The organism is Synechococcus sp. H60.2 (genome assembly GCF_047462315.1).
GTDB lineage: Bacteria > Cyanobacteriota > Cyanobacteriia > Thermostichales > Thermostichaceae > Thermostichus.
Map to the genome: position 1 here is coordinate 1 of NZ_JANSIZ010000073.1, position 11389 is coordinate 11389.

The 11389-nt window shown below is 60.4% G+C and carries 14 protein-coding genes; 8 read left to right on the forward strand and 6 right to left on the reverse strand.

Going from position 1 to position 11389, the window contains the following annotated elements:
* Positions 1-122: 122 nt before the first annotated feature.
* Both NW845_RS10690 and NW845_RS10695 read right to left on the reverse strand, forming a co-directional pair.
* Positions 123-851 (reverse strand): NYN domain-containing protein, encoded by a 729-nt coding sequence (locus NW845_RS10690; protein ID WP_414378486.1) that lies wholly within the window; start codon positions 849-851, stop codon positions 123-125.
* A gap of 224 nt (positions 852-1075) precedes the next feature.
* Positions 1076-1699 (reverse strand): TMEM165/GDT1 family protein, encoded by a 624-nt coding sequence (locus NW845_RS10695; RefSeq protein WP_414378487.1) that lies wholly within the window; start codon positions 1697-1699, stop codon positions 1076-1078.
* Positions 1700-2155: 456 nt separating this feature from the next.
* Between NW845_RS10695 and NW845_RS10700 the strand changes: the two genes are divergently transcribed.
* From NW845_RS10700 to NW845_RS10710, 3 genes are all read left to right on the forward strand, one after another.
* A complete protein-coding gene (locus NW845_RS10700) occupies positions 2156-2323 on the forward strand; it encodes a zinc ribbon domain-containing protein (protein WP_414378488.1) in 168 nt (55 codons plus the stop codon).
* An 89-nt stretch (positions 2324-2412) separates the two neighbouring features.
* Positions 2413-2535, forward strand: a complete 123-nt coding sequence (locus NW845_RS10705; protein ID WP_414371435.1) for a hypothetical protein — start codon at positions 2413-2415, stop codon at positions 2533-2535.
* Between the two features lie 29 nt (positions 2536-2564).
* Entirely contained in the window at positions 2565-2984 is a 420-nt protein-coding gene (locus tag NW845_RS10710; RefSeq protein WP_414378490.1) for a YraN family protein, read from the forward strand.
* Here NW845_RS10710 and ruvX read toward each other — a convergent pair.
* Positions 2951-3430, reverse strand: a complete 480-nt coding sequence (gene ruvX, locus NW845_RS10715) for a Holliday junction resolvase RuvX (RefSeq protein ID WP_414378492.1) — start codon at positions 3428-3430, stop codon at positions 2951-2953. The two genes, NW845_RS10710 and ruvX, sit on opposite strands and share 34 nt — an antisense overlap.
* Positions 3431-3540: 110 nt before the next feature.
* Here ruvX and ahcY point away from each other — a divergent pair, with 110 nt between their 5' ends.
* Positions 3541-4821, forward strand: a complete 1281-nt coding sequence (gene ahcY / locus NW845_RS10720; RefSeq protein WP_414378494.1) for an adenosylhomocysteinase — start codon at positions 3541-3543, stop codon at positions 4819-4821.
* A 140-nt stretch (positions 4822-4961) separates the two neighbouring features.
* On the opposite strand, the gene NW845_RS10725 is transcribed toward ahcY, so the two are convergent.
* Entirely contained in the window at positions 4962-6173 is a 1212-nt protein-coding gene (locus tag NW845_RS10725; RefSeq protein WP_414378495.1) for an argininosuccinate synthase, read from the reverse strand.
* A 304-nt stretch (positions 6174-6477) separates the two neighbouring features.
* Here NW845_RS10725 and NW845_RS10730 point away from each other — a divergent pair, with 304 nt between their 5' ends.
* Both NW845_RS10730 and lipA read left to right on the forward strand, forming a co-directional pair.
* The gene (locus NW845_RS10730) at positions 6478-6975 is read left to right on the forward strand and encodes a DUF4079 domain-containing protein (RefSeq protein ID WP_414366111.1); all 498 of its coding nucleotides are present in this window, start codon (positions 6478-6480) and stop codon (positions 6973-6975) included.
* A gap of 131 nt (positions 6976-7106) precedes the next feature.
* On the forward strand, positions 7107-7979 hold the full coding sequence (lipA, locus tag NW845_RS10735) for a lipoyl synthase (RefSeq protein WP_414366110.1): 873 nt from the start codon (positions 7107-7109) through the stop codon (positions 7977-7979).
* Here lipA and NW845_RS10740 read toward each other — a convergent pair.
* Positions 7976-9190, reverse strand: coding sequence for an Era-like GTP-binding protein (locus tag NW845_RS10740; protein ID WP_414378497.1), 1215 nt, complete (start codon positions 9188-9190; stop codon positions 7976-7978). The genes lipA and NW845_RS10740 overlap by 4 nt on opposite strands.
* 170 nt (positions 9191-9360) lie before the next feature.
* On the opposite strand from NW845_RS10740, the gene NW845_RS10745 reads away from it, so the two are divergent.
* Complete coding sequence (locus NW845_RS10745) at positions 9361-9510, forward strand: hypothetical protein (RefSeq protein ID WP_414366108.1); 150 nt, start codon at positions 9361-9363, stop codon at positions 9508-9510.
* Between the two features lie 222 nt (positions 9511-9732).
* Positions 9733-10236: a type II 3-dehydroquinate dehydratase gene (gene aroQ, locus NW845_RS10750; RefSeq protein WP_414366107.1), complete on the forward strand. Its 504-nt coding sequence runs from the start codon at positions 9733-9735 to the stop codon at positions 10234-10236.
* A 244-nt stretch (positions 10237-10480) separates the two neighbouring features.
* Here aroQ and NW845_RS10755 read toward each other — a convergent pair whose 3' ends face one another.
* Positions 10481-11017, reverse strand: coding sequence for a thioredoxin family protein (locus NW845_RS10755; RefSeq protein WP_414366106.1), 537 nt, complete (start codon positions 11015-11017; stop codon positions 10481-10483).
* Positions 11018-11389: the final 372 nt, after the last annotated feature.

Below are 11389 nucleotides of genomic sequence, written 5' to 3' on the forward strand. Positions count from 1 at the left end.
TGTATTGGGAAGGGCTAGGCTTTGGCATGATTTGCTGCCTAGAAATTGTGAAGCAATACATCCAGAATCAGTCAGAGAGTGCTATCCATCCCCACCGTCTATACGGTGGGGAATTCCGCACCTTACGTTAAATCCACGATCAGCTCCCCATCCAGATTGGCCTTGCGGCTGCCGTCGGCACGGGTGACGACCGGCTTGGTAACCACCCGGTAGCCCAACTTTCTCAGCTCTGCCAGAAAACGGCGCTGGCCGAGGTTGTGCGGATCTGTGCCGCTGTAGAAATGCACCTCCATCTCCGTTCGGCCCTGGCCCAGCCAGCTCAACAGTCCGGGGTAGTCGAGAGGGGATCCCCATTGCTGGGCACTGGCGTGCAGGTTAGCGCCGTCAATAAACACCCCCAGAGCTTTACGAGGGGAAGGGAGGGCTGGCTGGGACTCCACCTGCTGCTGCAGACGTTGCAATTGCGCCCGCATCGACTCCAGTTCCTCAGGAGTCGCCTGGGGCAGAGCATTGAGCCGCAGTTCTACAGCTTTGAGCCGCCGCTGGATCTGTTGAATGGCCTGCGTGGTGGGAGCCAGTTGCTGCCGCACCGATAAATGTGACGTAGGCCGAGCTTCGAGAGCGTCGATGCGCGCCTGTATCGCCCCCAGTTGGGTCGCCATCTGTTCCTGCTGCTGCCAGCTCTGCCCCAACACTTGGCAAAGCTGTTCTTCGCGGCGGCGGATGGCCGGGTAAGCCGCAGCCACAGGCAAGAGACCCCAGACGACCTGGCGGGTTACTAAGGCTGTCACCCCCAAAGCCAGGGATCCCGCCCATAGCCAGGTTAGAGGAAAGATGGGAGTTTTGCTCATCGTCCATTCTCCTGCTGCATCGCTTACGGGGATCTGGCCAGGCATGAAGGGCTCTCTCGCTGGACAAGAGACTTGGGAGTTGGCGGAGAGATACCCCAATGCCCTTCGACACCCGCCTCCGTAGTATGTCTGTTGTTGGAAGGGGGGACTTCCAGCTAGGGGAGGAGAAATTATGTCAGTAGAAGTCAATTCTGAAGGAAACCGGGCTGGGCTGCCCGACAGGTTTATCCCAGCAGTTCCCAACCCGTTATCCCGGCAAAGATCAGAAACAAGCTGCCTCCCAACCAATGCACGGCTCGTTCAGAGATATGGGTTGCTAAAAACCGGCCACCCACCACCGCCAACCCCACCATGAGGCCGTGGCCGAGGGTAGCTCCTGCCCAGACACTCAATCCCGGATGAGTGGCTGCTAAGGAGACGGTGGCAACTTGGGTTTTGTCCCCGAACTCGGCTAAGGCTGTCAAGCTCAACGCTTCCCAGACAATCGTCCAGGCGCCGCCGCGGCCAGCCCCCTTTTCCTCGGCTTGTTCCACCAGTTTCAGGGCTTCCTCCTCTTCTGCTTTCTCTTGTTGAGGAGTCATTCTGTAGGCTTGCCAGAGCATTCTCAGCCCAAAGGCAGCAAAAACCCCTGCTGAGAGCACCTGCCCCCCCAGTGGTGGCAACAACTTGAAAAGTACCTTCCCGGCCACTACAGCCAGCAGGGTCATCAGCGCCAAAGCCAGCCATGTTCCCAGAAAGACCCAACGGCGCGGGTGACGCATTGCCAAAATGAGGGGGGTAAAAAAGGTCTTATCCCCCAGCTCTGCCACTGTGACCAACAGGAAACTCGACCAAAAACCGGCCCACATGTTTTAGCCTCCAACCTCTCTTGTATGCAGGGTGGCTCACAGCTAGAGGTGAAGGCCGGAGAAGTCAGACGGGATCACCAAGCTCACCTCTGCGTGAACCCAGTGAAAGTCTCGTCACCAAAGCAGCCCAAAGTAATTCTCTGGGCAGGCTTTGTCTGCTGCACCGGGCTTGCTGGCCAGTATGTCGATGCAGAGGGCGGTGGGCCACCTGACTACTCCCTTTCGAGGCTAAATGGTAACATGTCGAGCAGCAAGCGGAAGGAGCCAATACTTGAGAGAACGATCACCAGCAAGCTACTGAAATCTGGGCTCCCCAAGGCCAACGAGAGTAGGGCAGGAGAAAGGGCAGGCTATCACCGAAATGCACGGGATACCCCAAGGGATAGCGCCTAAAAAGAGCGGCGGCAGTCGAACAGTGAGGCCTACGGCCCGCTAGCGCGAGGGGCTTTCTACCTGTTGAGGCAGTTTGTGCAGTACAAGGCAATGAGGGTAGGGGTCGAGGTTGTAGGGGTTCCGCCTGCCTACAGCTCACAGACCTGTCACCAGTGCTTGTGGCTTGGCCAGCGGGAAGGGGATACGGATTTTAACGGTGCCACTCGCGTTAGCGGGACGGAGTCCTTGTGAGCGAGCTTCAGCGCTACTGAAAATCCCACCCGCCTATGCGGTAGGGTAGTTTATGGTTGAGGCATAGGATACAACTAGGAGAAAACTGCGTGGATGCAAAGTCGATCTTGGTGGCGGTCGCCCTGATCCTATCTTTGGCGAGCTTTTATTTTGGCACCCGCAACGGCTTCTACGACACCGACAGGTATCACGGCAACGGCTCTGCCCACTAGGGGGAGGGATTCGGAATAGTTCCTTAGATTTGTACGAGGTAGGCGGGGAACCCTTGCCCAAGCGAACTTCTCTCCAAGACACAGGCGAGGCTGGCGAGGCTTGGGTGCGGCAGTACCTGGAGGAGCAGGGCTGGCAGATCCTGGCGCAACAGTGGCGCTGTCGTTGGGGGGAGCTGGATCTGGTGGCCGCTAGGGCAGGGGAGTTGATTTTTGTGGAAGTGAAAACCCGCAGTGGCGAGGGCTGGGATCAGAAGGGGCTTTTGGCGGTTGGGATCCAGAAGCAGCGGCGCCTGATCCGAACCGCCCAAGCTTTCTTGAGCCAGCACCCTGATCTTGCTGAATTAGCCTGTCGCTTCGATGTCGTTTTGGTGGAACAGCAACCGGCCAAAGAAGGGGTGAGCTACGCCTTGGCAGACTATCTGCAGGGCGCTTTTGAGCTTTGGGAATAGCGCCGCTCGTCCAGCCAAGTTTGTAAAATTACCGCCGCCGACTGTTGGTCGATTAAACCCTTCTGGGCCCTGGCTGGGATCCCGGCCTCGCGCAGATCCCACTCCGCCTGCACCGTGCTTAGGTACTCGTTGACCGTAACCACTGGCAAATCCACTGTCGCGCGCAGAGCCCGTACAAACCGCTGCACCTTGCGGGCTTGGGATCCCACTGAGCCGTCCGCCAAAAGGGGGATCCCGACCACCACCACGGTGGCCCGACGGCGGCGGATCCACTCTTGCACTTGGGCAATGTCTTCGGGCAGGGAACGGCGCCGGATCACCCCCAACCCCGTGGCCAGCAGGCCCAGCCCATCGGAGCCGGCCACGCCGATGCGGCGGTTGCCCACGTCCAGCCCCAGCGCCGAAAAGGGATCCCTTGTGGCAAAATAGTTCAGGTCTGTTGACATCTGGTTATCCCTCTTGCCGACATTGTAACGGCCTGAAACTCCCTGTTCCTAGCCGTGTAGCTCGACTGATCCTCTGTCCTTTTTCGACGACCTTTTTTGGAGCCTTCTCGATGACCAGCGCCACCCTGTCTCTCCCCAAGCACGAAGTCAAAGACCTTGGCCTCGCCTCCCTGGGCAAGCAACGGATCCAATGGGCGGCGCGGGAGATGCCGGTGCTGGCCCAGATCCGGGAGCGCTTTGCTCAAGAAAAGCCCCTGGCCGGGCTGCGCCTGGTGGCCTGCTGCCATGTCACCACCGAAACGGCCAATCTGGCCTTGGCGCTGCAGGCAGGGGGAGCCGATAGCGTCCTCATCGCCAGCAACCCTCTCTCCACCCAAGACGATGTGGCCGCCAGCCTGGTGGCCGACTACGGCATCTCGGTCTTTGCCATCAAGGGGGAAGATGTAGAGACCTACCGCCGCCATGTCCAGATCGCCCTGGATCACCGCCCCCATCTCATCATTGACGACGGCGGCGATGTGACGGCGGAGCTGGTGCAGCACCGTCAGGAGCAGCTCCCGGAGATCATCGGCACCACGGAGGAGACCACCACCGGCCTGGTGCGCCTGCGGGCCATGGTCAAGGCGGGGGTGCTCAGCTTCCCGGTGATGACCGTTAACGATGCCGAGACCAAGCACCTGTTCGACAACCGCTACGGCACCGGCCAATCCACCCTAGACGGCATCCTGCGTTGTACCAACATTCTCTTGGCCGGGAAAACAGTGGTGGTAGCCGGCTACGGCTGGTGCGGCCGGGGAGTGGCGATACGGGCCCGCGGCATGGGATCCCAGGTGATTGTGACCGAGGTCAACCCGGTGCGGGCCCTAGAGGCGGTGATGGACGGCTTTCGGGTTATGCCCATGGCTGAAGCCGCCCCTCTGGGAGATCTCTTCGTCACGGTCACTGGCAACAAGCACGTCATCCGCGGCGAGCACTTCGACGCGATGAAGGATGGGGCGATGGTCTGCAACGCCGGCCACTTCGACATCGAGATCGACCTGGTGGCGCTCCAGCAGCGGACGGTTTCCCGGCAGACGGTGCGCCCCTTTGTGGAAGAATACCGTCTTCAATCGGGCAAGTCGGTAGTGGTGCTGGGGGAGGGCCGGCTGATCAACCTGGCTGCTGCCGAAGGCCACCCCGCCAGCGTCATGGACATGAGTTTTGCCAACCAAGCGCTGGCCTGCGAGTACCTGGTGAAAAACCGTGGCCACCTGGCTCCTGGGCTGCACCCCATTCCTGCGGAGATCGATGAGACCATCGCCCGCCTCAAGCTCAAAGCCATGGGGATCCAGATCGACAGCCTTACCCCGGAGCAGATCGAGTACGGCAACACCTGGACGGCAGGAACCTAGAGAAAGCCCCTCACCTCCGCGGTGGAAAACCTGGCCCACCTGCGCCGTTGGGCCAGCAGGCAGGCGGGTTGCCAGCTCCCTCCCAGCGGGCTAGCCGGTTGACCAGCGCCCCGGATGGACAAATTGCCTAACGGTAGAGTTCAAGCACCACTACCCCGGTGCACCTGGGCCCAGACGCGGGTGGGCAGACCCCAGATGTAGATGAAGCCTTCGGCAGCCCGATGGTCGAATTGATCCCCTTCCCCGTAGGTGGCCAGCTCCGCATTGTAGAGGGAGTAGGGGGAGCGACGGCCCACGCAGACGGCCTGGCCCTTGTGCAGGCGCATCCGCACCACGCCAGTGACGCTTTTTTGGGTGGTGCGAATGAAGGCGTCGAGGGCCTCCCGCAGCGGTGAATACCAAAGGCCGTTGTAGATCAATTGGCTGTAGGTGGTCTCGATACCGTACTTGTAGTGGATGACCTCGCGGGTGAGGGTGAGGCTCTCCAGCTCGCGGTGGGCCTGGATCAACACCGTTAGGGCGGGGCACTCGTAGATCTCGCGCGACTTGATCCCCACCAGCCGGTTTTCAATCATATCGATGCGACCGACACCGTGGCTGCCAGCCAAGTGGTTGAGCCGCTCGAAGAGGGCTCTGGGGCCAAGGCGCTGCCCGTCCAGCTCTACCGGGATCCCCTCTTCAAAGGCGATCTCCACATAGGCGGGCTCGTCGGGGGTTTGGGAGATGGGGCGGGTGAGGGCGTAGACTTCCTCCGGTGGCTCTTGGTCGGCGTCTTCCAGGATCCCGGCTTCGACGCTGCGGCCCAGGATGTTGAGGTCGATGCTGTAGGGGCTGGACTTTTGCACCGGCATAGGGATCCCGTAGCGCTCGCCGTAGGCAATGGTCTCCTCGCGGGTCATGCCCCACTCGCGGGCCGGGGCCAGCACCTTGAGCTTGGGGTTCAAGGCGGCGATGGCCAGGTCGAAGCGCACCTGGTCGTTGCCCTTGCCGGTGCAGCCGTGGGCCACGGCGTCGGCGCCCACCTCTTCTGCCACCTCCACCAACAGCTTGGCGATCAGGGGTCGGGCCAAGGCAGTGGAGAGAGGGTAGCGCTGCTCGTAGAGGGCGTTGGCCTGGATGGCAGGGAAGGCGTAGTCGGCAATCAGGATCTGGACGGCCTCCCGCACCAGGGATTGCTCCGCCCCGGCCCTCAGCGCCTTGGCTTGGATGGCCTCCAGCTCCGCCCCCTGACCCAAGTCCACCGCCAGGGTGACTACCGATTCCACTCCCCACTCGTGCTTGAGATAGGGGATGCAGACGGAAGTATCGACGCCCCCCGAATAGGCCAATACCACTTTCTTTGCCCGTCCCATGCTGCTGCGGATCCCTGTTCAAAAGAAGTTGCTAGCCCATTATGCCCTGTGGCTGGGAGCTTGAGGCGGGGGTCGGCACCTAGGAGTGATTCAGCTACTGGAATTGGGATCCGCAGCGTTACCCAAGTTGCAAAGCCCATCATCTGGCCCGCTGCCAACGGCCAATCCATTTCTACCAGCATCTAACGCAGATAGGGCCCCAACTCCTGGAGTCCACCCAGGCCTGTGCCGCGACAGAAGTTTTTTAAATTTTTAAAAATTTGTGTTAATTTAGGGGCAGCCTCCTCTTCGTTGCGCAATCCCTATGAGCGGCATTCAACTTCCCCCATGGCTGAAGCTGGCCTTGCCTTTCTTTCACCCTGTGCTGATGATTTTCGCCTTTGTCCTAGCTCTCTACGCTCTTTACCTGGGCCTGCAGGTGCGACGGCTGCGCACTGCTTCTGCAGAAGAGCGCAAAGAACTCATCAAGGGTAAGTTTGGCCAGCGGCACTTTCTTGCTGGATCCCTGTTCTTGCTGTCGATGGTGTTCGGGGCCCTGGGCGGCATGGGGGTGACCTACCTCAACAACGGCAAGCTGTTCGTTGGCCCCCACTTGCTGGCGGGATTGGGCATTGTGGCCTTGGTGGCTAGCTCTGCGGCTTTGGCACCCCTGATGAAGGATGGCCAAAAGGCCTGGGCCCGCAATGTCCACCTCCTGCTGAATTTGGTGATTTTGGGGATCCTGGGCTGGCAGGCGGTGACTGGCTTTCAAATTGTGCAGCGCATCGTCAACCAGATGCTAACCTCTCCTCAGCTGGCCTAGCCCTTTTCCGGCTAAGGGCGATCGATCTGGAAGGCGTCCATGCCACAATGGACGCTATCCCCTTTGTCTTTCTCCTTGGATTGGAGAAGGATGCTTTCCCAAGCTACTGAGCCCTAGCAAGCGGTTCTCCCATGCCTGTTAGCCCTCTTCCCAGTTGGGTCAAGCGCTCTATTGGCAAGGCCAGCGATATCTCGGCGGTGCAGCAGGTGATCAAGCAGCGGGGCCTGCACACCATCTGCGAAGAGGGGCGCTGTCCCAATCGGGCCGAATGCTACAGCCAAAAGACCGCCACCTTCCTGCTGATGGGTGGGATCTGTACCCGCGCCTGTTCCTTTTGTCAGGTGGCCAGCGGGCGGCCCGCGCCGTTGGATCCGCAGGAGCCGGAAAAGGTGGCTGAGGCCGTTGAGCTGCTGGGGCTCCGCTATGTGGTGCTCACCTCGGTAGCTCGCGACGACCTGCCCGACCAGGGATCCGGCCGCTTCGTGGAGGTGATGGAAGCAATTCGGCGACGCTGCCCTGGGATCCAGATCGAGGTGCTCACCCCCGATTTTCGCGGGGATCGCGACTGCATTGCCCGTGTGGTGGCGGCCCGACCGACCTGCTACAACCACAACATCGAAACCGTACGCCGGCTGTCGCAGGCGGTGCGGCGCAGCTCTGGCTACGACCTGTCGTTGCGGGTTTTGCAAACCGTCAAGGAGCTGGATCCCGGCCTGCCCACCAAGTCCGGCCTGATGCTGGGGCACGGGGAGACCCGCGCGGAAGTGCTGGAAACCTTTCGCGATCTGCTGGCGGTAGGGTGTGACCGGCTCACCCTGGGTCAGTACCTGCAGCCTTCCCTGGCCCACCGCCCGGTGCAGCGCTACTGGACCCCGGAGGAGTTTGTCGAGCTGGGCCAGATTGCCCTCCAGATGGGGTTTCGCCAGGTGCGCTCTGGGCCTTTGGTGCGCAGCTCCTACCACGCCGCCGAAATGGCCCAGGATGGCGGGGAAGGGGGATCCTAGGCCTTTTCAGCCAGCTCTTGGCTGCTGATGAGATCCCGCAAGAGGGCCCCTAGGCCGAACCCCTCTGGAGCAAACCGGAGCAACACCTGTGGCGCCAGGGATCCCAGGCGGTACAAACTCACTCCCGCCACCAGACCTGGCAAGAGGCTGTTGCTCCAGCCTCCCCACAGCCAAGAGCTCACCCCCTCGGCCAAAAGCAGCAGTGCCCCGTTGAGTAGCAGCAGTCGCCACAGCCCCTCCTGGACGGATCCCAGCGCCCCCCCTAAGGATCCCCAGGGTAGGCGCAGCCGCATTCCCAAGCCCAGCAGCCACAGCCCATCCAGCAGCGGCGCCAACAGCAGATCCAGCCCCAGTGGCGCTAAGCCCACCGCGATCCCCTTGCCGAGGGCGCAGGCCGTGCTCCATTGCTCGACAAAGGAGGCGTGGTGCTGCCACTGCTTTTGCCAGAGCTGGGTCTGGAGGCACTCCAGCCGCTTCAGCACGTTGAGGGCCAATAGGGATCCCGCCTCTGCCTGCAAGATCTCCACAATGCGCTCTCGCAGGGCCTCGATCTGGGGTGCGGGCCGCTCCCATTCCAAGGTAATGCGGCCATCTGGCCAGTGGGTGCGCACCTTAGTGGGCTTAGGACAGGCGGCCACTGTTAAGATCTCCTGGGGCAACACCCAGCCCAAGTGATGGCTGATCTGGGTGCGAATGGCCTGCAACTCGGCTTCCGAATAGAGATCGCACTTGTTCAACACCAGCAGGATCGGCTTGTGCAGGGTGCGCAGCTCCAACAGAGCTTGGTACTCCAACTGGGTCAGGTCGGCGGCGATGACAAACAGGATCAAGTCGGCGGCGCGGGCCACCTCCCAGGCCAACTGTTCGCGGGCTTCTCCGTTGACCTCGTTCAAGCCGGGCGTATCGATGAGCCGCACCTGCCAAGGGATCCCCGGCCCCGGCTGCCACAGCAGCGATTGTGGCTGTTGCGTCACCCCGTTGAGGGGCCCTACCTCCAGGCGGGCCTCGCCGGTCAGGGCGTTCAAGACAGCCGACTTGCCGCGGTTGACCAGACCAAACACCGCAATGGAAAACACCCGACTGACAAGACGCTTGCGCAGAGTGGATAAAGCTTTGAACTCCGGCTGCAAGTCCTGACGGCTGGCCAGAGCTTGCCAGTGATCCCAGCAACGCTGAAAAACGGTTTCGGCTTGAGTTAGAGGAGTGGTCATCGACAACAAAAATGGCCTAACCCCCACTCTAGAAGGAATTGATCCCCATAGCCAGGCTAGTATTCCCCCCCAGCGTGGGGAAGTCCGCCGGGATCCGAAGCTCACAGAATGGGGCATGATCACCTTGGGGCGTTGGCGCTCCCGAGTCTAGAATCTCATCGACTGTTGCTATGCTGTACCGCCTCCCCAACTCGCTCCGCTGGCTCCGTCTTGGCGGATCCCATCGCTCCAAACAAGAGCGTCAAATTGTGCGCAGCCTGCTGGCCTTTGCAGGTGCCCTCCTGATCGTGGATATCGTGCTCCTGAGCGCCCTTTACTAGTCCGATGGTATTTCCAGCTCCCCATTTCTACGCTTGTCGAGAAAAAGCGCTATCATGGAGATCCATTGGTCAAGCTCCGTTGATGGCTCTGTAACTCCTACGAGGCAGGTCGGATGGATTGGGTAGAAAAAGTTCTCGAAAAGCTCCGCGAATGGGTGGAACGTGTAATTGATACCCTTCTGGGAAGTCCTGAGCCCCAACCTGCCCCCATTCCCGTAGAAAATGGATCCCATCGTCGTCGCTAATCCGACTGCCATCGCTTCCGGTGGCGAGCTCCTCAGCCTTCTGGTTCTGCACGGCCCCAACCTCAACTTGCTAGGGGTGCGAGAAGTAGGCATCTACGGCTCGGTGTCCTTAGAGCAGATCGATCGGGCGCTCCACCAGCAGGCAGAAGTTCTTGGGGCAAAGCTGGAGATCCTGCAGTCTAACCATGAGGGGGTGTTGGTTGATGCTGTCCACCGCGCCCGCCAGCAGCACGCCGGCATCCTCATCAACCCCGGCGCCTACACCCACACCAGCATTGCCCTGCGGGATGCCATTGCTGCCGTGGGTCTGCCCACCGTAGAAGTTCACCTGAGCAATATCTATCGCCGCGAACCTTTCCGCCAGCACTCCTACATTGCTGCTGTAGCCATTGGCCAAATCAGTGGATTTGGAGCCCACAGCTACCTATTGGGCCTACAGGCTCTAGTTCAGCACCTGCGGCTGCAGGCCGTCCAAACCTGACCGAAGAAGTTTGGCCTTACCTCGACGCTACCGCGATAGTCGCTGCTTGGTGATCCGCAAACGCGGGGAGGCCCCCCACCTGGAAGAGGCAGACACTGGGTTTCCCGGTGGAGAACATCTGTCCTCAGCCGTGTGGGAGAGGAGGGCAGGCGCCAGGTAGGTATCGTGCGGGCGCAACTCAAAGAGTGGTTAACTGGTAAGACCAGTGGGCAGCTGAGAGGGACAGTGGGGATCCCCTAGGTTCCTATCCATGGCTGCGCGGATCCGCCTGATTCGAGAGGACAGGCCTGCCCGGCTGCAGCTCAGACACCTGTCCGGCATTGGTCAACTGCAGGGGCTGCCCAGTTGCCAGAGCCAACACATTGGCCCGCAAAATGGCGGCAGGCTGTTCTCCAATAGCAGATCCCAGCACTTCCCCTTGACCATCCAAAAAGAGAAAGTGAGGGATCCCGTTCACCCGGTAGCGGCTCAACTCCGGCAGCCACTTGGGGTTGTCCACGTTTAGCATGACGAAGTTCACCTGATCGGCAAATTCTTTCTTCAAGTTGGCCAGGAGGGGTGCCATTGCTCGGCAGGTGGTGCACCAATCGGCGTAAAACTCCACCAGAGAAGGCTTGCCGTTGGCCTGCGCTTCCTCCCAGGACACTGCCTCTGCAGCCAAGTCGGCCAAGCTGGTGCTGGCCTGACGAGCTTGATTGGCTAGAAACAAGCCTGCCGCCAGGATCACTGCCACCATGGCAACTAACCCGTTGCGCAACCGTTTTGCCCAGTCTTCCTTCATGGCTCCATCACCTCGCCATCTGGTGCCCCTGGATTCAGCTTCCGCCTTCCCCGTTCTAGCATCCCCCTCTCTCGGCGGTGGGTCAACTAGGTTCTGGATGGTTGTCTCCCGGGTTTTGGGTGAGGGATCCCTGCTGGAGAGGAGGGCAGGTGGACATACTCCCCCCAGCTATAGCTTGCTTCTGCGCACCAGTAAGCCTAGGAATTCTTGTTGCTGGTTTCACTACAGCTTGTTAAAGAACCAAGGGGTACAGTAGCAACACTTAGCAAACCAACTCCGGAAGCAGGATGGATTAATCAGGAGTAAACAAGTCTGCACTATCTGCTCCACGCTATACTTCCCAACTCTGGAAAACTGCCGAATAAAATGCTT

Excerpts from the sequence above, each read along its gene's own strand:
- NW845_RS10690 (WP_414378486.1), bottom strand. The coding sequence starts at position 851 with ATGAGCAAAACTCCCATCTTTCCTCTAACCTGGCTATGGGCGGGATCC.
- NW845_RS10695 (WP_414378487.1), bottom strand. The coding sequence starts at position 1,699 with ATGTGGGCCGGTTTTTGGTCGAGTTTCCTGTTGGTCACAGTGGCAGAG.
- ruvX (WP_414378492.1), bottom strand. The coding sequence starts at position 3,430 with ATGTCAACAGACCTGAACTATTTTGCCACAAGGGATCCCTTTTCGGCG.
- ahcY (WP_414378494.1), top strand. The coding sequence starts at position 3,541 with ATGACCAGCGCCACCCTGTCTCTCCCCAAGCACGAAGTCAAAGACCTT.
- NW845_RS10725 (WP_414378495.1), bottom strand. The coding sequence starts at position 6,173 with ATGGGACGGGCAAAGAAAGTGGTATTGGCCTATTCGGGGGGCGTCGAT.
- NW845_RS10730 (WP_414366111.1), top strand. The coding sequence starts at position 6,478 with ATGAGCGGCATTCAACTTCCCCCATGGCTGAAGCTGGCCTTGCCTTTC.
- lipA (WP_414366110.1), top strand. The coding sequence starts at position 7,107 with ATGCCTGTTAGCCCTCTTCCCAGTTGGGTCAAGCGCTCTATTGGCAAG.
- NW845_RS10740 (WP_414378497.1), bottom strand. The coding sequence starts at position 9,190 with ATGACCACTCCTCTAACTCAAGCCGAAACCGTTTTTCAGCGTTGCTGG.
- NW845_RS10745 (WP_414366108.1), top strand. The coding sequence starts at position 9,361 with ATGCTGTACCGCCTCCCCAACTCGCTCCGCTGGCTCCGTCTTGGCGGA.
- aroQ (WP_414366107.1), top strand. The coding sequence starts at position 9,733 with ATGGATCCCATCGTCGTCGCTAATCCGACTGCCATCGCTTCCGGTGGC.
- NW845_RS10755 (WP_414366106.1), bottom strand. The coding sequence starts at position 11,017 with ATGAAGGAAGACTGGGCAAAACGGTTGCGCAACGGGTTAGTTGCCATG.